The 19,479-nt window shown below is 60.9% G+C and carries 18 protein-coding genes; 10 read left to right on the top strand and 8 right to left on the bottom strand.

What is annotated here, in order from left to right; genetic code table 11:
* The first annotated feature begins 457 nt into the window (after positions 1–457).
* Positions 458–1,711, top strand: a complete 1,254-nt coding sequence (locus JO965_RS17275; protein WP_203440193.1) for a porin — start codon at positions 458–460, stop codon at positions 1,709–1,711.
* Positions 1,712–1,936: 225 nt separating this feature from the next.
* Here the strand turns inward: JO965_RS17275 and JO965_RS17270 are convergent, their stop codons facing one another.
* Together JO965_RS17270 and JO965_RS17265 are read right to left on the bottom strand one after the other, a co-directional pair.
* Positions 1,937–2,818, bottom strand: a complete 882-nt coding sequence (locus JO965_RS17270) for an alpha/beta fold hydrolase (RefSeq protein WP_203440191.1) — start codon at positions 2,816–2,818, stop codon at positions 1,937–1,939.
* 44 nt (positions 2,819–2,862) lie between these two features.
* Positions 2,863–4,779 (bottom strand): lytic transglycosylase domain-containing protein, encoded by a 1,917-nt coding sequence (locus tag JO965_RS17265; RefSeq protein ID WP_246776600.1) that lies wholly within the window; start codon positions 4,777–4,779, stop codon positions 2,863–2,865.
* Positions 4,780–5,097: 318 nt separating this feature from the next.
* On the opposite strand from JO965_RS17265, the gene dapA reads away from it, so the two are divergent.
* From dapA to JO965_RS17250, 3 genes are read left to right on the top strand one after another with little or no spacing between them, the layout of a single operon-like run.
* Positions 5,098–5,982, top strand: coding sequence for a 4-hydroxy-tetrahydrodipicolinate synthase (dapA, locus tag JO965_RS17260; protein ID WP_203440187.1), 885 nt, complete (start codon positions 5,098–5,100; stop codon positions 5,980–5,982).
* Between the two features lie 8 nt (positions 5,983–5,990).
* Positions 5,991–6,464, top strand: coding sequence for an SsrA-binding protein SmpB (gene smpB, locus JO965_RS17255; protein WP_036350314.1), 474 nt, complete (start codon positions 5,991–5,993; stop codon positions 6,462–6,464).
* A gap of 48 nt (positions 6,465–6,512) precedes the next feature.
* Positions 6,513–7,043 carry a glycine cleavage system protein R gene (locus JO965_RS17250; protein ID WP_203440185.1) on the top strand — a complete coding sequence of 177 codons (531 nt, stop codon included), beginning with the start codon at positions 6,513–6,515 and terminating at the stop codon, positions 7,041–7,043.
* Positions 7,044–7,098: 55 nt separating this feature from the next.
* Here the strand turns inward: JO965_RS17250 and JO965_RS17245 are convergent, their stop codons facing one another.
* Together JO965_RS17245 and pyrE are read right to left on the bottom strand one after the other, a co-directional pair.
* Positions 7,099–7,758 carry an NYN domain-containing protein gene (locus JO965_RS17245; RefSeq protein ID WP_203440183.1) on the bottom strand — a complete coding sequence of 220 codons (660 nt, stop codon included), beginning with the start codon at positions 7,756–7,758 and terminating at the stop codon, positions 7,099–7,101.
* A 241-nt stretch (positions 7,759–7,999) separates the two neighbouring features.
* A complete protein-coding gene (gene pyrE, locus JO965_RS17240; protein ID WP_203440182.1) occupies positions 8,000–8,584 on the bottom strand; it encodes an orotate phosphoribosyltransferase in 585 nt (194 codons plus the stop codon).
* 149 nt (positions 8,585–8,733) lie between these two features.
* On the opposite strand from pyrE, the gene JO965_RS17235 reads away from it, so the two are divergent.
* A complete protein-coding gene (locus JO965_RS17235) occupies positions 8,734–9,789 on the top strand; it encodes a type I restriction endonuclease (protein ID WP_246776599.1) in 1,056 nt (351 codons plus the stop codon).
* Positions 9,790–9,854: 65 nt separating this feature from the next.
* On the opposite strand, the gene JO965_RS17230 is transcribed toward JO965_RS17235, so the two are convergent.
* The 4 genes from JO965_RS17230 to rpoZ form a co-directional block, all read right to left on the bottom strand.
* Complete coding sequence (locus tag JO965_RS17230) at positions 9,855–10,559, bottom strand: HAD family hydrolase (RefSeq protein ID WP_203440180.1); 705 nt, start codon at positions 10,557–10,559, stop codon at positions 9,855–9,857.
* 23 nt (positions 10,560–10,582) lie between these two features.
* Positions 10,583–11,278: a gamma-glutamyl-gamma-aminobutyrate hydrolase family protein gene (locus tag JO965_RS17225; protein WP_203440179.1), complete on the bottom strand. Its 696-nt coding sequence runs from the start codon at positions 11,276–11,278 to the stop codon at positions 10,583–10,585.
* Positions 11,279–11,285: 7 nt separating this feature from the next.
* The gene (locus JO965_RS17220) at positions 11,286–13,457 is read right to left on the bottom strand and encodes a bifunctional (p)ppGpp synthetase/guanosine-3',5'-bis(diphosphate) 3'-pyrophosphohydrolase (protein WP_203440177.1); all 2,172 of its coding nucleotides are present in this window, start codon (positions 13,455–13,457) and stop codon (positions 11,286–11,288) included.
* 185 nt (positions 13,458–13,642) lie between these two features.
* On the bottom strand, positions 13,643–14,050 hold the full coding sequence (gene rpoZ / locus JO965_RS17215; RefSeq protein WP_203440175.1) for a DNA-directed RNA polymerase subunit omega: 408 nt from the start codon (positions 14,048–14,050) through the stop codon (positions 13,643–13,645).
* A 403-nt stretch (positions 14,051–14,453) separates the two neighbouring features.
* On the opposite strand from rpoZ, the gene fabD reads away from it, so the two are divergent.
* The 5 genes from fabD (at position 14,454) to mltG (ending at position 19,410) form a co-directional block, all read left to right on the top strand.
* Positions 14,454–15,401, top strand: a complete 948-nt coding sequence (gene fabD / locus JO965_RS17210) for an ACP S-malonyltransferase (RefSeq protein ID WP_203440174.1) — start codon at positions 14,454–14,456, stop codon at positions 15,399–15,401.
* Positions 15,402–15,413: 12 nt separating this feature from the next.
* Complete coding sequence (gene fabG, locus JO965_RS17205) at positions 15,414–16,151, top strand: 3-oxoacyl-[acyl-carrier-protein] reductase (protein ID WP_203440172.1); 738 nt, start codon at positions 15,414–15,416, stop codon at positions 16,149–16,151.
* Positions 16,152–16,385: 234 nt separating this feature from the next.
* Positions 16,386–16,622, top strand: a complete 237-nt coding sequence (locus JO965_RS17200; RefSeq protein WP_009764365.1) for an acyl carrier protein — start codon at positions 16,386–16,388, stop codon at positions 16,620–16,622.
* A gap of 68 nt (positions 16,623–16,690) precedes the next feature.
* The gene (gene fabF, locus JO965_RS17195) at positions 16,691–17,953 is read left to right on the top strand and encodes a beta-ketoacyl-ACP synthase II (protein WP_203440170.1); all 1,263 of its coding nucleotides are present in this window, start codon (positions 16,691–16,693) and stop codon (positions 17,951–17,953) included.
* 95 nt (positions 17,954–18,048) lie between these two features.
* Positions 18,049–19,410 carry an endolytic transglycosylase MltG gene (mltG, locus tag JO965_RS17190; RefSeq protein ID WP_203440168.1) on the top strand — a complete coding sequence of 454 codons (1,362 nt, stop codon included), beginning with the start codon at positions 18,049–18,051 and terminating at the stop codon, positions 19,408–19,410.
* Positions 19,411–19,479: the final 69 nt, after the last annotated feature.

Here is a 19,479-nt window from a genome sequence, read left to right as displayed (position 1 = left end):
GCCCTTTTCCTATGTGCCTTGGTAAGCGAGCTATCGAAATTGTGACGGGCGTTATTCACAGCCCCGGTCTATGGGTTGCCCTCCAATCATTGCCTGGCCTCTCCTCCACCGGCATCCGGGCTCAAGCTAAAATCCTTGTTCCTTAAGGATTTCTGAAGAACGGGCGCATAGTCTTAACAAGCAGTTAAGGGGGAGGTGCCGAACGTTGCGTTTGTGCAACATGCCCCTGAAAAGCCCCCTCTCTTGCCCATTTTGTGCCTTCATTCGGTTGCTTGCGGAAATGTCCTGGATAATGTGGCTGCAGCGACGGGGGCACCCCAGTCGTCATCCTGGTGAGTTCGAATGAAAACGGGCCGCCGGGTACTAGGGGAAAAGGGACGTGTTTGAAGGCTTCGTTGAAGCTGCCGAAGCACAAAAACCCGGCCCCCCAGGGTCTCGAAACTTTGGAGGTTTAACCATGAAGCTCGCTAAGAGCCTCTTCCTCGGGTCGGTCGCGGGTCTCGCGGCTGTCGCCGGGGCTCAAGCCGCCGACCTTCCCGCGAAGAAGGCCGCTGCTGTCGAATACGTGCGCGTCTGCTCCACCTACGGTGCAGGCTTCTTCTACATCCCCGGCACCGAAACCTGCCTCCGCGTCGGCGGCCGTGTTCGCGCCGAGTTCCGCTACCTCGAGCCGACCGATCGCGCCCAGGATGCGATCGGCTTCCGTGCTCGTGGCCGCATCCAGCTCGATGCCCGCACTGCCACCGCTTACGGTCTGCTCCGCACCTTCGTGCGCTTCGAGATGACCCGCGACACCGGCGTCTATGGCTTCAGCGCCACGACGGCCAACGTCGACCAGGCCTTCATCCAGTTCGGCGGCCTCACCGCCGGTCGCGTCGTGTCGTTCTACGACAACAGCGACCTGCCGACGGGCCACTTCGGCACGCTCCGCTTCTCGGACGCCCCGACCGTGAACCTGTTCGCCTACACCTTCTCGTTCGGCAACGGCTTCTCGGCCACGCTGTCGGCTGAAGAAGGCCGCTTCGCTGGCACCACCTTCGCTGGCACCTCGGTGTTCGCCGAAGCCGGTCAGACGATGCCTGACATTGTCGGTAACCTGAAGTACGCCGGCACCTGGGGTTCGCTCCAGCTCTCCGGTGCTCTGCACCAGCTGCGCAGCGACAACCTGGTTGAAGTTGCTCCTGGCATCTTCGACTTCCCGGACTCCGAGCTCGGCTGGTCGGTCTCGCTCCAGGGCTCCGTGAACCTGCCGATGCTGGCCGCTGGCGACGCCCTCTGGCTCGCCGCGTCCTACGCTGACGGCGCGCTCGGCTACCTCGGCTTCGGCTCGTCGGTCACCGTCGGCTCGCTCACCGAGTCGGTTGTCGACGCTTACGTCGGCGTGGACGGCGACATCCACACCGGCGAAGGCTGGTCGATCGCCGGTGGTCTGCGTCACTACTGGACCCCGACCATCCGTCAGAACGTGTTCGGTTCGTGGGCTCGTGTTGAGTACCCGAACGTGGCTCCGGCCGTGTTCCCGGGTGGCCTCGGCATCGGTGTTGACTTCACCGAGTGGCGCGCCGGCACGAACGTGATCTGGACGCCGGTTGCTGGCCTGGACCTCGGTGTCGAGGTTCTCTACGCCAACATCGATCCGCGCGGTCCGGATCCGGTCGACCTGAAGAACGACGTTTGGGAAGGCCGTATCCGCGTTCAGCGCGACTTCTAATCGGCTTGTCCTGATCGGATGAGAGAACCCCGGTGGCAACACCGGGGTTTTTCTTTTCGTCAGCGTGAACGATCAAATGGTTCGTTCACGCTGACAAAGCGTTCTCGGCAACGTGGATTGGTTTGGCGTTAGAAGAAGCGGAAAACCGAAGAAGTGGAATGGGCCACGGCACTGAAAAAGCTCGCAAGCCTTTTCCATCTGATCTCGGGGAGAAGAAGCTTCCTGTCAGTCCTGGACATCAACCCCGACGGCAAAATCTCTGATGATCTGAATGAGATCGCCGTCGAGAGAGGGGGTATGACCCTGGTCCGGCAGCGTGATGGCTGTGAGGTGCGGATGCCGCTCCTGCATCATCCGCAGGGTTTCGACCGTCAACAGGTCGGAATTGTTCCCCCGAATGACGAGAAGGGGAACCGGCTTCAAATTCTCGAACAGCGGCCACAGATCCGGCAAAGGCCCTTCGAGATCGAGAGTCTCGAGGTTTTTCGCCAAGTTAGGATCGTAGTTGAGAACGAAGCCGTCTTCACTCTCACGCCAAGTACCCCGCGCCATCCTTTCCCATTGCTCGTAGGTGTAAAGAGGAAACTGAGACTGCGAGATCTGCCGCAGGATTTCTGCGGCTTCACTCATAGTCCGGGGGGTAGAGAGCTTGCCGACATAGCCTCGGATCCGCATCAGCCCTTTGGCTTCAAGGACCGGACCGACATCGTTCAGAACCGCGCCGGCGATAAGTTCAGGACGGACCGCACTCAAGGCCATCGTGATCAGGCCGCCGCGGGAAGTTCCGATGAAGATTGCCCTTTCGATCCCGGCTGCTGCCAGCATTCGTAATGTATCGTCGAGTTCGATCTTGAGGTCGTAATTGCGCCAGTCCTCGTCCCATTCGGAGCGCCCACGTCCTCGATAGTCCAGAGACAGAACACGGCGCGGGTGGGATGGATCCCGGCTCAGGGCCTCGGCCAGATCGTGAAAGTCTTCAGAGGTCCTGGCCAGTCCAGGCAAGCATATGACGGGAAGCGCATCCCCGGTCTCAGAGCCATAGTCGCGGGCGTAGAGCTTCAGCCCGTCGGTGGCAGATACGAAAAAATCGCGATAGGAGCAGTTCATCTCAGTCCGAACTCAAGGGGCGCAATGAGCCGCATCCTGCATCATTAATTGGTGCTTGTCGCATCCGCCGTTGCCGGAACGAGCGGCGCGGGCTTTTCGTTCAGCCGCTGCCGGTAGACGCGCAAATTCTCCAGCACGCGTTGGACGTAGTTGCGAGTCTCATAAAACGGGATCCGCTCAATCCAATCGACCTCGTCCACGTCCGGCCTGCGGGGATCGCCATAGGTCCTGACCCACTTGATCACATTGCCGCCGCCCGCATTGTAGGACGCGAAGGCGAGGATATAGGAGCCCTTCCAGTCCTCCATCAGCTCGCCGAGATGGGCCGAGCCGATTTTGGCGTTGTAGGATGGGTCCTCGATCAGCCGCTTCAGATCGAAGCCGACGCCGAACCGCTGTGCGGTTCTCTTCGCGGTAGCCGGCATGAGCTGCATGAGGCCCCGGGCCCCTGCGCTCGAGATGGCGCGTGGATTGAACGCGCTCTCCTGCCGGGCGATGGCATAGATCATGGCGGGCTCGACCTCGTCGCCGACCGGCTGGAAATCCGGGATGGCCGCAAGTGGATAGGCATGCTGGTCGAGCGGGAAGCCCCGCTGCAGGGCCATCTTGCCGATCGAGAGCACCGCCCGGGGATTCTGCTGAGATGTGGCTAGGCTCGCCAGCGCATCGAGCTGTCCCGGATCGCTCAAGGACTGGGCGAGATCGGTGTAGAGGCTGAGAGCGAGATCCTGCTCGCCGATCTGCTGCAGCAGTTTCACCGCCTGAACGGGAATGAGAGCATCGAAAGCCTTGCGTTCCTCTTCTGTCAGGGGATCGACTTTTCGCAGCGAGATGGTCTGACCGAGCTTCGCCTGGGCCAATTGGCCGTAATAGGTCGTCGGCTGGTCGGCTGCGCGTCCGTAGAAGATTTTGGTGTCCTGTCCCAGGCCGGCCGCCTCTGCCGCGCGTCCCTGCCAATAGGCGATGCGCGAGATGGAGATGGGAGTCGAGGCCGTTTGGGCGACGGTCGCGAAATGCTTGGAGGCCGTCGCGGGATCGTTCAGGAAGCGAAGGGCTATCCACCCCGCGTGAAACTCCGCCTCGATCTGCTGCACAGGCGATTCCGCGGCATGATGACTCGCTACTTCATAGGCGGTCGTGGCATTGCCCTTGTCGAGCAGGGCACGGGTGATCAGGCGCTGTTCGGCCCACCATTCATCGCCGTCGACCCGTAATTCGGGGTCCCGTGGCGCCTGCATGATGATCGCGGCCGCTTCCACCAGGTTGTTGCTTCGGCGTTGGAGGAGCGCCTTGGAGAATAGATAGGAGGGGTCGCTCCGCAGGGAGGCCGGCACGGCCGCAAAGGCCTTCTCGGCCTTCTTCTTGCCTTGGAAGACAGCCATGCGTGCCTTGACCAGCAGTTCATATTCCTTGCCTGCACGGCCGGCCGCGCGCTGGGCTCCGCCCCAATTCTCCTTCAGGAGAAGCCGCTCCATGCGAAAGCGGTGATCGGCTTTTGCCAGGACGTCCGGAAAGCGGTCGAGGATGCGGCGCTCCGCGTCGGGGCCGAAGGTATCCTCCCGCCAGATATGGCGGATTTTCTCATTCGCTTCCTGCGTGAAGCCCTCGGCCTGAAGTGCGAAGGCGAGGGCGATCCGAGCGGCGGGTGTTCCTGGAGGCTGCTTGGCGAAAAAGGCGCGCACCTGCGACGGGGGCCTGCGCTCGGCCAGCAGCGCGTCCTCACTCCGTCTTCGAAGCTGGCTGGTGACCGGCCAGCCCGGATAATCCTTCTGAAAGGCCAGGATGCGGTCGAGACCCATGGTGAAGCCGCTGCGGATCGCAAACCACTCGACCAGGGCGTGGGCGGCGGGCTGGGAGAGCTTCGTCTTGAGGATCTGAGCCTCGGTCAGATCGTTGTCCCGATAGGCCTTGAAGATCCCCGGCAGGTGGTCCAGGTCTCCCGGAACCGGGGCGACGGGCACGAAGCTTTCCAGAGAAGGTGGTTGGGTCGGTTCCGGCGTGTTGAGGGGAGTTTCGGTTGCGTGGGCAGTAAGAATGGAGAGTTGGACAAGCGCGACGGATGTCACAAGACATATGAGAGGACGCATGTTGAGGCTCACCCGCTAACCCCCTTGCCGCCGTCTTATATCTTATTGTGACGACGTTTCTCTTGAGGAAACACTAAGAGCCGAGCTAGGACAACTCCCCGAAGGAACGTTTGCGCGCATGCGCCGCACCCCCTATGTGTTAAACCCTTGTGGCTTCGAAGAAGAGCCGGCGCGATTATTGAGGATAACCCCATGACCCAATTCAAAGGCTCCATCACGGCTCTGGTGACCCCCTTCAAGGATGGAGCCGTGGATGAAGCGGCGTTCCGGTCCTTCATCAATTGGCAGATCCAGGAGGGGACGAACGGATTCGTGCCCGTCGGCACGACGGGCGAGAGTCCCACGCTCAGCCACAAGGAGCACGAGCGGGTCGTCGAGATCTGTGTCGATGAGACGAAGGGCAGGGTGCCCGTGATCGCTGGCGCCGGCTCCAACAGCACGGCGGAGGCGGTGGCCTTCTCCAAGCATGCCGAAAAGGTCGGCGCCGACGCGGTGCTGATCGTGACGCCCTATTACAACAAGCCGACGCAGGAAGGCCTCTACCAGCACTTCAAGGCCATCAATGATGCCATCGGGATCCCGATCTTCATCTACAACATCCCCGGCCGCTCGATCATCGATATGTCGGTGGAGACGATGGCACGGCTCTATGAGCTGAAGAACATTGCCGGCGTAAAGGATGCGACCGCCAATATGGCGCGCGCGAGCCAGCAGCGGCAGGTGCTGGGGCCCGATTTCATCCAGCTCTCCGGCGAGGACGCGACCGCGCTCGGCTTCATGGCCCATGGCGGTCATGGCTGCATCTCGGTGACCTCGAACGTCGCGCCTCGGCTCTGTGCCGAGATGCAGAACGCCTGTCTGAATGGCGATTACGCTTCGGCCCTGAAGGTGCAGGACCGCCTCATGCCCCTGCACACCAACCTGTTCATCGAAACGAACCCGACGCCCGTGAAATATGCCGCCTCCCTGCTCGGCCTGATGGAGGATAATGTGCGCCTGCCGCTGGTGCCCGCCTCCGAGGGCGCGAAGCAGGCTGTCCGCTCGGCCATGGTCCATGCGGGGCTGATCAACGCTTAAAATTGCTCATGTCAAAAGATCCAAAGAGTGCCAACCGCGTCGTCGCCGACAACCGGAAGGCGCGGTTCAATTACGAGATCCTCGACACCTACGAGGCGGGGATCGCGCTGACCGGCACGGAAGTGAAATCCTTGCGTCAGGGAAAGGCGACTATCGGCGAGGCCTATGCCGGGCCGTCGGGCGAGGAGTTCTTCCTCTTCAACGCCTATATCCCGGAGTATCTCCAGGCGAACCGCTTCAACCACGAGACGAAGCGTCCGCGCCGTCTGCTGCTGCACAAGCGCCAGATCGACAAGCTGATCGGCGCCACACAGCGCGAGGGCTTCACCGTGATCCCGCTCAAAATCTATTTCAACGACCGCGGACGGGCGAAAGTGGAACTCGGCCTTGGCCGAGGCAAGAAGCTGCACGACAAGCGTGAGACGGAGAAAGAGCGCTCCTGGAACCGGGAGAAGGCGCGTCTCATGCGCGAGAAGGGCTGACGGAACGTTCTCCCGCGCTAATTCCCTCTCAATCTTTGGGAGGGAAGAATGGTGTCTGTTGCTCTGGTCTCGGTTCTGGGCCCCGATAGGGTCGGTCTTGTCGCGGCGATCGCGGAACATCTGTTCGATGTCGGCGTGAACCTGAGGGATACGACCTTCGCGGCCCTCGGCTCGGGCGCCGAATTCGTCGCGCTCTGTGAGCTTCCCACGGATCTGACGGCCGCCAGCATCGAGGCCGGCCTGAAGCGGCTGCCCGAGCTGGAGGGGGCCGAGATCCGGGCGGTTCCCTATGCCTTCGACCCGAGCCCCGGTCCTGCAGGCAGCATCACGCACCGTATCGCGATCAGCGGCGGCGATCAGCTCGGCCTCGTGGCCCGGCTCTCGGAAGTCTTCAAGCAATACCAGGCCAATATCGTGCGCCTCGAAGCGCGCAAGCTCCCGGATAGCGAGGGCGGTCTCTATGTGACCCGGTTCGCCGTGTCGATCCCCACCGGACAGACGGATCTGTGCCTGGCGACGGTCAGCAACACAGCCGGGTCGCTCGGCTTGAACTGTCAGGTCGAAGAGAGTTCATTCTAAAAAGCAAATGGCCGGGACTTGCCCAGCCATGGATGCTCTGTGCGGAATCCGACACTCAGATGTCGAAATCGTCGTCCTGCGGCTGCCGGATGCCGTAGCGGCTCTCGAGGGCACCGTTGCGTGGCGGCTGCTGCGGGCGCACGCGGTCCTGACGGTCTCCGTTCTCATTTCCGACACGCTGCGGACGGTCGGAGGGGTCGCGCCCGATGCGGGACGCGAGCTGTGACAGGTCAAGGAATTCGTCGGCCTGGCGGCGCAGCTCATCGGCCACCATCGGCGGCTGAGTCGTGACGGTGGAAACGACGGAGACCCGCACGCCACGACGCTGCATGGCCTCGACCAGAGATCGGAAATCACCGTCGCCGGAGAACAGGACCATGTGGTCGATATAAGGAGAGAGCTCGAGCGCATCGATGGCGAGCTCGATATCCATGTTGCCCTTCACCTTGCGGCGGCCGGCGGAATCCACGAATTCCTTGGTCGGCTTCGTCACCACCCGATAGCCATTGTAATCGAGCCAGTCGATCAGTGGGCGGATGGAAGAATATTCCTGATCTTCCACAAGCGCAGTGTAGTAAAAGGCCCGGACCAGAACACCCCGACCCTGGAACTCCTTCAGCAGACGCTTGTAATCGATATCGAAGCCGAGGGTTTTAGTGGTAGCGTATAGGTTGGCGCCATCAATGAAAAGCGCGATCCTCTGCTGGCCTGACATAAGTATTCTCTATTTGTATCTGCCGAAGCGGCATAACAACCTTTATTATTCAAGCGGCATCTATTATTTACGTTCGCAATATAATTGCGCGATAAAATCACGACGCGCCTTAGAACAGGCTGCTATTAACCCTTCGGACGAGCAAAAACGACAAAGTAAAATACTTAATGGCGTGTAAATGCCAAGAGTCAAGTTGGCAGAACCAAGGCAGTCAAGCCTGTGTGTGACAAATAAACAGCTTTTATGATTTAAGACTGCGACTGCCCGGTTTGGTTGCCGGAAGGACGGCCAATTCGGCCGGAACCTGGTCCGGTGCATAGGCCGGGATGTCGAGTTGAACCAGGGACACCAGGGGGACGCCGAGATCCGCCTTGCCACCGGAGCGGTCGATGAGGCAGGCGGCGCCGAGAATCGTGCCGGGATATTCTTTCAGAGCCGCCAGACATTCCCGAGAGGAAAGTCCGGTCGTGACGATGTCCTCCACCATGACGACGCGAGCGCCCTCCGGAATGGTAAAGCCACGTCGCAGGACGAAAACACCGTTCTCGCGCTCGACGAAAATCGCCTTGGCCCCCAGATGCCGAGCGGTCTCATACCCCGGAACGATGCCGCCGACGGCCGGCGAGACTACGTAATCGACAGCCCCGAAGGTCTCCCTGATCTTCTCCGCCAGTGCCCGGCAGACCCGCTCGGTGCGCGCCGGATCCTGGAACACGAACATCTTCTGCAGGAAGACCGGGCTGTGCAGCCCCGACGACAGAATGAAGTGCCCCTCCAGCAGCGCACCGGCAGAGCGGAATTCGTCGAGAACGTCTTTCGGGGTCATGGGCTCAGGTCTCCTGCGTCGGCGCTGTTTGGCAGGGGCAAGGGCAGGAGGCAAGGGGCAATGCCGCAACAGAAGCAGCCACGCTAAGAAACTTACTTGACGAATACAGTTCTCAGTGCTGTTGTATCGTATCGACTTGCGGGGGCAAGATGAGCGTCGAAGAGAAGCTACGTATTCTGTCAGAGAAAATAAGGTCTCACTCAAGTGCTATGGTCACGGAGGAGGCTGTGAAAACAGCTGTCGTCCTGCCATTTCTTAATGCTTTGGATTACGACATATTCAATCCTCATGAGGTTGTGCCGGAATTCACCGCAGACGCAGTTGGTAAAAAAGGAGAGAAAGTCGACTATGCAATTAAGATAGATGGGTCGATCAGAATACTTGTCGAATGCAAGCCGATAATGACTAATTTGGATAAAGTGCACCTTGCGCAGCTTTACCGATACTTCTCTGTCACTGACGCTAAGTTTGCGATCTTAACTAATGGGCGTACGTTCCATTTTCATACTGACCTTGAAGCCCCAAATAAATTGGACGAGCGTCCATTTTTAACTTTCGATTTGTCGGATCTTCAGGGACATCTGACTCATGAGTTGAAAAAATTCTCCAAGGGAGAATTCAGTGTCGACAGCATTCTGCAATCTGCGCACCAACTCAAATATACATCAGCTATCAAGAAAGAAATTATCAATCAGATAGAAGCTCCATCTGAAGACTTCGTCCGGATGATGATAGCTGGCCTGCAGATCCCTCGATTCACAACTGCCGTCAAAGATCAATTCACTCCAATGGTGAAGGTCGCATTTCGAGAAGTTGTTCGAGATGCTGTTCAAGCTCGCCTATCGACTGCTCTCGCAGAAACAGAAGTCATTGAGCCTGGTGTTATAGAGATAAATGCGTCGACGGGAGACGATGAGATCGTAACGACAGATGAGGAACGCGAAGGCTTTATGATCGTTCGCGCAATTGTGCGTGACATCCTCAAGCCTGCACGTATCGTGATGCGTGATCAAAAGAGCTACTGTGGCATTCTGGTTGATGACAACAACAGAAAGCCATTGGTTCGTCTCCACTTTAATAGAACCGTGAAATATCTGGGTCTGTTCGACAAGGAACAGGAAGAGCGAGTAAAAGTCGATACGCTCGACGAGATATATGAACATGCGGATCGCATTCGATCAACAGCTCAAATTTATGTAAGCTAGATCGATCTACGAACTGCGCTAGTTTGTGTGGAGTTTTTGCAGAGCATCTAACTACGTAGTTTGGATCATAACGAACCAGAAACCTCAGCCAGCCATCTCGGCAGCTCCGCCAGCGACGGCAGTTCCGTGAAACGCGGATGCGCGGTTGGGGGCGGGGCGTCCTCGTGCGCCCAGACGAGATGGTAGGGAATGAGGGCGGCGTAGCTGCCGGCTTCGAGGGCGGGCAGGACGTCCGAGCGCACGGAGTTGCCGGCCATCGCGGCATGTTCTGCGCCAGCGCCGTGACGCGAGAAGATGCGCGTGTAGGTGTCTGCCTTCTTCTCGCTGACGATCTCGACCCCTGAAAAGAAGTTGCCCAGACCCGATGCGGCGAGCTTGGATTCCTGATGGAAGAGATCGCCCTTCGTGATCAGAATCAGCCTGTATTGCGCAGAGAGTTCTTCGAGGGCCTTATGAACCCCGGGGAAGGGCTCTACCGGATGCCTCATCATCTCCCGCCCGGCTGACAGGATCTCCGTGATGACATGATTGGGCACCTGTCCCTTGCTGACCGCAAGCGCCGTCTCCAGCATCGAAAGCGTGAAGCCTTTCGCGCCGTAGCCATAGAGGCCGAGATTGCGTTTCTCCGTCGCTTCGATCTCAGCTTCGAGCGTCTCGCTATCCGCGAAATTCGCGAGCAACTCGTTGAAGCGCTGCCGCGTCACTCGATAGAAGGTTTCGTTGTGCCAGAGCGTGTCGTCGGCATCGAGGCCCAGAACGGAGATGGCCATCTGGAAGCTCTATCGCAGTCCGGTCAGTGTTGCGTCGCGTGTACGAACGCGTCGAACAATCTGTTGCAGGGATGATCCTGGTTTGCAAAGGCCTCCGGATGCCACTGGACGCCAATGGCGAAACGCCTGGATGGGATCTCGACGGCTTCGATTACGCCGTCATCCGCCCTAGCCGCAATGACGACTCGACCGGGAACTTCAACAACGGCTTCCTGATGGCGGCTGTTCACGTCCACGCGCCCCGTGCCCACGATGCGCGCAAGCATTGTGCCCGGGACGATCTCGACGGAATGCATGGCGGTCCGATCATCGTGGGTGAGAATATGCGGCCCCGTTTTCCGAACCTCATGCACCATGTGACCACCATGGAGGCAGGCGAGCATCTGCATACCGTTGCAGATGCCGAGCACTGGCTTGTCACGATCGAGGAAACCTCGCATGAGCGCCTGCTCAACCTCAAGCCGCTCAGAGGCCGGGTATCGCGATCGGTCGCCAGTGACGTACCATTCATTGGGGAACTGGATGCGTCCGCCGACGCTGACGAATCCGTCGAACTCCTCGACCACCGGCTCGATCATCTCATTGATATAAGGAATGCCGAAGGGCAGGCCCCCGGCGCGCTGGATCGCGACGAAATAAGCCTTAGTCGTGTCGTAGCGCGTTCCGTCGACACTGGTGTTCTCGTCCATGATGACGGCGATACGGGGTTTGCGAGACATTGGAATCCTAACCGGTTATGCGATCCACACGGCTCACCACGCGCTTCGCGCGCAACTCCGCGATGATGGCATTGAGATGTTTCAGGTCCCAGACCGTGAGGTCGATGGTCATATCGGTGAAGTCCTGTGTCCGGCGCTTCATCGAAACGTTGTCGATATTGCCGTCATGATCGGCGATCACCTGGGTGATCTGGGCAAGAGATCCCGGCTCGTTGATCGATTGCAGCTTGATGCGTGCGGGGAAGCGCTGCGTGGAGCCTGATTCCAGATCCCATCGCACATCGATCCAGCGATCCGGCTCGTTGTCGAAGGCGGCCAGCGATGGGGACTGAATCGGATAGATCGTGACACCCTCGCCGGGCGTGAGAATGCCGACGATGCGGTCTCCCGGCACGGCACCGCCTTCCGACGCGAAGCGAATCGGCATGTCCTTGTTGAGGCCGCGGATCGGAATGCCATCCGGGTGCTCGCTTGCCGCTTTCTTGCCCGCACCGTCGGGCTGTCCGCTGCCCTTGCCGTCGGAACCGGCGCGGCGCTCTTCCAGGTAGTCGGGATAGACGGCCCGCACGACGTCACCCGAAAACATCTCGCCCCGGCCCACGGCTGCGAGAACGTCCTCGACGGAGACCCGCGCCAGACGGGGCAGGGCACCTTTCAGCTTCTCGTCGGAGAAGGGGCGGCCGGCACGCTCGAAGGCGCGTTCCAGGATCTGATGGCCGAGGCCGGTATATTGCCGGCGCACGGCGGTGCGGGTGGCACGGCGGATCGAGGCGCGCGCCTTGCCGGTGACCACGAGCGATTCCCAGGCAGCCGGCGGAGTCTGTCCTTCGGCGCGGACGATCTCCACCTCGTCTCCGTTCTGCAATTCGGTGAGAAGCGGCGACATGCGGCCGTTGATCTTGCAGCCGACCGCCGTGTTGCCGACATCGGTGTGCACTGCATAGGCGAAGTCGATGGGCGTCGCGCCGCGGGGCAGGGCGATGAGGCGGCCCTTGGGCGTGAAGCAGAAGACCTGATCGTGGAAGAGTTCGAGCTTGGTATGCTCGAGGAACTCCTCCGGATTGTCGCCCTCGGCCAGCAGGTCGATGGTGCGCCGCAGCCATTGATAGGCGCGGCTTTCCGTGGCGAGGCGCGAGTTGTCGTTGACGCCTTCCTTGTAGAGGGCATGCGCCGCGATGCCGTATTCCGCTACCTCGTCCATGTCCTCGGTGCGGATCTGCAGCTCCACACGCTGGCTGCCGGGGCCGATCACTGTGGTGTGGATCGAGCGGTAATCATTCTGCTTCGGCGTCGAGATGTAATCCTTGTAGCGCCCCGGCACCATCGGCCAGCTGGTATGGACGACGCCAAGCGCCCGGTAGCACTCGTCGATGGTGTTCACGATGATGCGGAAGGCGAAGATATCGGACAATTGCTCGAAGGAGACGGACTTCCGCTCCATCTTGCGCCAGATGGAATAGGGACGCTTCTGACGTCCCGACACCGTCGCCTCGATTCCCTGCGCGCGCAGCTTGGTCGTCAGTGTCCGTTCGATCTCGTCGACGAGCTTCTCATTCTTGATGGAGAGTTCGTGCAGGTGCCGCTTGATGGCCTCGTAGGCTTCCGGATCGAGATTCTGGAACGACAGCTCTTCCAGCTCTTCGCGCATCTCCTGGATACCCATGCGTCCGGCAAGCGGAGCATAGATGTCGAGGGTCTCCTCGGCGATGCGCTTGCGCTTCTCCGCTGGCATGAACTGGAGGGTGCGCATGTTGTGCAGGCGGTCGGCGAGCTTGACCAGCAGTACCCGCACGTCATCGGCAACGGCCAGAAGCAGCTTGCGGAAGTTCTCGCCCTGGGCTGCCCGCTTCGAGACGAGGTCAAGACGCTTGATTTTCGTCAGGCCGTCGACGAGGGCGCCGATCTGAGGGCCGAAGGTCTTGTTGATCTCCTCCAGTGTCGCCTGGGTGTCCTCCACCGTGTCGTGGAGAACCGCAGCCGCGATGGTCGCATCGTCGAGCTTCAGGTCCGTGAGGATAGCCGCCACCTCGAGGGGATGGCCGAAGAACAGGTCGCCGGATGCGCGCTTCTGGTTGCCATGGGCCATCATGGCATACACGTAAGCGCGGTTGAGAAGCGCCTCATTGGCCGAGGGGTTGTAGCGCTTGACCCGCTCGACGAGTTCATATTGGCGCATCATGCGGCCGACGTCTCCTTTTGGCCCGGTTATCTGGCTGAAATCACGAAGCTATTGAAGATATTGTACAACGTCTTCCGACCGCAAGCCGAATAGCTTGCCGCAGGCGGCCTATGCTGGGGCGTGGTTAAGCCGGCCAACAAAAAAGCCCGGCATCGAGCCGGGCCTTTGGAAATGCGGTGCGAAGCTTATTCGCGGTCGTCGTCGTCCGCGCTGCTGCTCGGAGGAACGAGACCCTCCAGGCCGCGGAGCAGGTCTTCCTCGCTCATGCGATCGAACTGGACATCCGCGTCGTTGTCGCTGCCGGTCGAAGGCGCGGCAGCCGTGTTGCTGAGCATGGGGACAGCTTCGGCCTCCGGCTCGTCCACCTCGACATATTTCTGCATCGAGTGGATGAGCTGCTCCTTCAGGTCGTCGGGAGCAATCGTCTCGTCCGCGATCTCGCGGAGGGCCACGACGGGGTTCTTGTCGCGGTCGCGGTCGACCGTGAGCGGCGAGCCCGACGAGATGAGGCGGGCCCGGTGGCTGGCCAGCAGCACGAGCTCAAACCGGTTGTCGACCTTGTCGATGCAGTCTTCGACGGTCACGCGAGCCATGCGGGGCTCCTTCTTCAGTCATTGAGAATATCGGAAGGGGGACCGGATACACCGGTTGCCTTCAGAAAACAAGAGGAAGCGTTTCCCGGCAGAAGCTTAACAGGACGTGCGGGTGCACACGCCGGAGGTATCTCGGAATAGGTAGGTTCTCCTATGGTCAGGCCTGGGAGGGCTGGTCTTGAGAACTCCAAGCTTAGCTTTGCAAAGCCTCGCGCGCGTCGTTGCGAGGGTGCTGGGGCGCCTTACGTTCCAGAAGGCCGAGATTGACCGAAACCTCTTGAGAGGCTGGCGGCGCCTTATCTGATAAACAACTCAAGTGCCCGATTGCGGGCGCTTCGCCTTGACTCCTCGGCGTCCTGGTGCGAGTCCCGCGCAAATTCGATAATCGAGGGAACCGTTCCTGATGAAGCGCGCATTCATTTTCCCGGGTCAGGGGAGCCAGGCGGTCGGGATGGGCAAGGCCCTTGCCGACGCCTTTCCGCAGGCCAAGGCCGTGTTCGACGAGGTGGACGAGGCTCTCTCCCAGAAGCTCTCCACAATCATGTGGGAGGGGCCGGCGGAGGAACTGACGCTCACCGCCAACACCCAGCCTGCCCTGATGGCTGTGAGTCTGGCGGCAATCCGGGTCCTGGAGGCCGAGGCCGGTCTCGACCTCAAGAAACACGCCGCTTTCGTCGCCGGTCACTCTTTGGGCGAGTATTCGGCGCTCGCTGCTGCCGGCAGTCTCTCGATCTCCGACACTGCCCGGCTCCTGCGGATCCGCGGCAATGCCATGCAGAACGCCGTTCCGGTAGGGCAGGGGGCCATGGCCGCGCTCCTCGGACTGGAATATGACGCCGCCCTCGAAGTCGCCCGCGAGGCAGCGCAGGGCGAGGTTTGCGATGCGGCCAACGACAACGGGGGCGCCCAGGTCGTGGTCTCGGGTCACAAGGCCGCCGTGGAGCGGGCCGTGGCGATCGCCCAGACCAAGGGCGCCAAGCGTGCCGTGATGCTGGCCGTATCCGCCCCCTTCCATTGCGCCCTCATGCAGCCGGCCGCCGACGCCATGCGCGAGGCTCTGGCGGGCGTGACCGTCAATGCCCCGGTCGTTCCGGTCGTCGCCAATGTGGAAGCCGCCGCCATCACCGACCCGGCAGCGATCCGCGATGCTCTGGTCCGCCAGGTCACCGGCACCGTGCGCTGGCGCGAGTGCGTGGCCTACATGGCCGCCCAGGGCGTTGATTCATTTTATGAGGTTGGGTCGGGTAAGGTCCTGACCGGACTCGTGAAACGCATCGCCACCGGGGTGTCTGGCACTGCCATTGGCACCCCCGAGGACGTTGCGGCGTTCAAAGCCTCTCTGAACGGATAAGAGGAACTCTGCATGTTCGATCTCACCGGCCGCAAGGCTCTCGTCACCGGTGCCACAGGCGGCATCGGCGGCGCCATCGCCCGCGCGCTCCACGCCCAGGGCGCGACTGTGACCCTGTCCGGAACCCGCCGCGCTGCCCTCGACGAACTCGCCTCGTCCCTGGGCGAGCGGGTCCATGTGGTCGAGGCGAACCTATCCGACAAGGACTCAGTCGAGGCTCTCGTTCCGGCAGCCGAGGCCGCCATGGACGGGCTCGACATCCTGGTCAACAACGCCGGCGTGACCAAGGACAACCTCTTCATGCGCATGAAGGACGAGGAATGGGATACGGTCATTGCCGTGAACCTCACCGCCGCCTTCCGCCTGTCGCGGGCCGCCGTGAAGAACATGATGCGCCGCCGCTACGGTCGTATCGTCAATATCGGCTCGGTCGTGGGTTCGACCGGCAATCCGGGGCAGGGCAACTACGCCGCCTCCAAGGCTGGCCTGATCGGCATGACCAAGGCACTGGCAGCCGAGGTCGCCAGTCGCAATATCACGGTCAATCTGGTTGCTCCGGGCTTCATCGAGTCGCCCATGACCGACGTTTTGAACGAGAAGCAGCGTGAGGGGATTTTGGGCACGATCCCGATGGGAAGGCTCGGCCAGGGCGAGGAAATCGCTTCTTCCGTCGTCTATCTTGCCTCCACCGAGGCCGCCTACGTGACGGGCCAGACCCTGCACGTAAACGGCGGAATGGCTATGTTCTAAAGGAACTTATCGCCGTTTCCGGAATCTGTTTGCAGGTGCCGTTCACCTCTCGCCAGACCGGATAAGCTTGTGTTAAGCATGATCCCGATCAGGTCAAAGGGGTTGACCGGCGCTTAAAAATGCGGCTTTGCACGGCGCAGGGTAGCCGTTTCAGCGTTGTCAGCTGAACAGCTGATCTAATTTGATTTCTTAATCCGCCCAATTCCTGAGGCGGCAGCCACTGAGGAAAAAACGATGAGTGACGTCGCTGATCGCGTGAAGAAGATTGTTGTCGAGCACCTCGGCGTCGAAGCCGACAAGGTGACCGACAATGCCAACTTCATCGACGACCTGGGCGCGGACAGCCTGGATACGGTCGAGCTGGTGATGGCGTTCGAGGAAGAGTTCAACGTCGAGATCCCGGACGACGCGGCTGAGACCATCGTCACGGTTGGCGACGCCATCCGCTTCCTCGAGAAGAACGCAGCCTAAAAGCGCTGAAGGGGCGTCGGATGACTCATTCGACGCCCGAATTTTATTGATCGATAGGGCAGGAATTCATGCGCCGGGTAGTTGTTACAGGTCTTGGCATGGTCACTCCGCTGGGCAGCGGGGTCGATGCCACATGGTCCCGCCTCGTCGAGGGGCAGAGCGGCGCCAATAAGATCACCGATTTCCAAGTCGATGATCTCGCCTGCCAGATCGCCTGCCAGATCCCGCGCGGCGACGGTTCCAACGGCACCTTCAATGCCGACGAATGGATGGAGCCCAAGGAACAGCGCAAGGTCGATCCCTTCATCGTCTATGCGATGGCCGCCTCCACCATGGCGCTGCGGGATTCCGGCTGGGAGCCCAAGTCCTATGAGGACCAATGCGCGACCGGCGTGCTGATCGGCTCCGGCATCGGTGGCATTGGCGGCATCTATGAGGCCTCCGCTACCCTGATCGAGCGCGGCCCACGCCGCATTTCGCCCTTCTTCATTCCCGGCCGCCTCATCAATCTGGCCGGCGGCTACGTGTCCATCGAGCATGGCCTCAAGGGCCCGAACCACGCGGTCGTGACGGCTTGCTCCACGGGCTCCCATGCCATCGGCGACGCCGCCCGTCTCATCGCCTTGGGCGATGCGGAAGTCATGGTCGCTGGCGGCACGGAATCGCCGATCAACCGGCTATCCATCGCAGGTTTTGCCGCCTGCCGCGCCCTGTCCACCAATTTCAACGACGATCCGACCCGCGCCTCGCGTCCTTATGACAAGGACCGCGACGGTTTCGTCATGGGCGAGGGCGCCGGCGTCGTGGTGCTGGAAGAATACGAGCACGCCAAGGCGCGCGGCGCCAAGATCTATGCCGAAATCATCGGCTACGGTCTGTCGGGCGATGCCTACCACATCACCTCGCCGTCGGAGGATGGCGACGGGGCGTATCGCTGCATGGCCGCAGCCCTCAAGCGCGCCGCCGTCGATGTCTCCGAGATCGATTACGTGAACGCCCACGGCACCTCGACTCCGCTCGGCGACGAACTGGAGCTGAAGGCGGTCGAGCGCATCATGGGCAATGCAGCGGGCAAGCTCTCCATGTCCTCGACCAAGTCGGCGATCGGTCACCTCCTGGGTGCAGCGGGCGCCGTCGAGGCAATTTTCTCGATCCTGGCCATGCGCGACGGTGTCATCCCGCCGACCATCAACCTCGACAATCCGTCGGTGGAAACGGCTATCGATCTCGTGCCCAAGCAGGCCAAGCGCAAGGAGGTCAACGTGGCTCTGTCGAACTCCTTCGGGTTCGGCGGCACTAACGCTTCGCTCATTCTTCGTCGCGTATCTTAAAGCTGGCGACGGCACGTTACGGCTTTTCGCCATAATCCCTGTTAGGGTGTCGGCGGACCGGCAGGACCGCCGGCCGATACCAGAAAAGCGGCGTAATGTTCGGACGAAAGAAAAAGATCCTTTTGCCACCTACTGACGAAACCGACCACGGTTCGGCACAGCCCCGCTTGGCACCACGATCCCCGAGCGAGGCTATCAAGCCATCGATGGCGCCGCCCCCGCCACCGAAGCTTCGCCGCCGCCGCCGGGGCATGCTGTCGCTCCTGAGCGGCCTGCTGACCCTTTTCGTCGCCCTGGCGATTGCCGGAATCTTTGGCTTTTCCATGGTGCAGCAGGAGGTGACGGCCCAAGGGCCGCTGCAGAGCGACAAGGTCGTCGTCATCCCCCGCAACACCGGCACGGGCGAGATCGCCAACATCCTCAAGAATGAGGGCGTGATCGATCAGCCGCTGTTGTTCCAGGTCTATGCCCATATCAATCGGCAGCGCGGCCAGCTGAAGGCGGGCGAATTCCAGTTCAAGGCCGGCACCAGCATCGAGGACGCCATCGATACTCTCATCCAGGGTAAGGCCATTCTGCATACGGTGACGGTTCCCGAAGGGCTGACCAGCGAACAGATCGTTGGCCGTCTCTACGAGCATGAGATCCTCACCGGCGACGTCATCGAGACGCCGCGCGAGGGTTCGCTTCTGCCCGATACCTACAAGTTCGAGCGCGGCACCACCCGCCAGCAGATCATCAGCACCATGCAGACTGCCCAGCGTCAGGCCATTGAGCAGATCTGGCAGCGCCGCACCAGCGAACTGCCGATCAAGTCGCCGCAGGAGCTCGTGATCCTGGCTTCCATCGTGGAAAAGGAAACGGGCCGTGCGGACGAGCGCACCCGTGTCGCCGGCGTCTTCATCAATCGCCTGATGAAGCGCATGAAGCTCCAATCCGACCCCACCATCGTCTACGGGCTTGTCGGTGGTAAGGGCACGCTGGGCCGTGGCATCCTGCGCAGCGAGATCGAGGCGGCGACCCCCTACAACACCTATGTGGTCGAGGGCCTGCCGCCCGGCCCCATTGCCAATCCGGGCCGCGCGGCTCTCGAGGCGGTAGCCAATCCCTCGCGCACCAAGGATCTCTACTTCGTCGCCGACGGTTCCGGAGGTCATGCCTTCGCCGAGAGCTACGAGCAGCATCAGCGCAACGTGACCCGTTGGCGGCAGATCGAGAAGAGCCGTCCGGCTCCCGATGCCAACGATGTGGACCGGGTGGTGCCCGATGCCGATCAGACGAATCTGCCTCCGGGTGTGGCCCCCGCACTGCGTGGCACCGCAAATGCGTTGCCCGCTTCCGGGGGACGGCTGGGGCGTGGCTTCGATGCGAGCGAGGGGACCGACAAGGATCCGCTCAAGAACAAGACCTTCGACCTGAACAATCCGAAGAACGTTCCGCCTCTCCGGCAGCCTTAAGCTACGGGGGCAGATCCTAAATCCCTGTAATCGACTCTTGGATCGGCGCGCATTATGGTCGCGCCGATT

It is taken from the genome of Microvirga sp. VF16 (assembly GCF_016864375.1).
In the GTDB taxonomy this organism is placed as follows: Bacteria; Pseudomonadota; Alphaproteobacteria; order Rhizobiales; family Beijerinckiaceae; genus Microvirga.
Note: the sequence above shows the minus strand (reverse complement) of the source record. Positions and strands in the feature narration are given on the sequence as shown.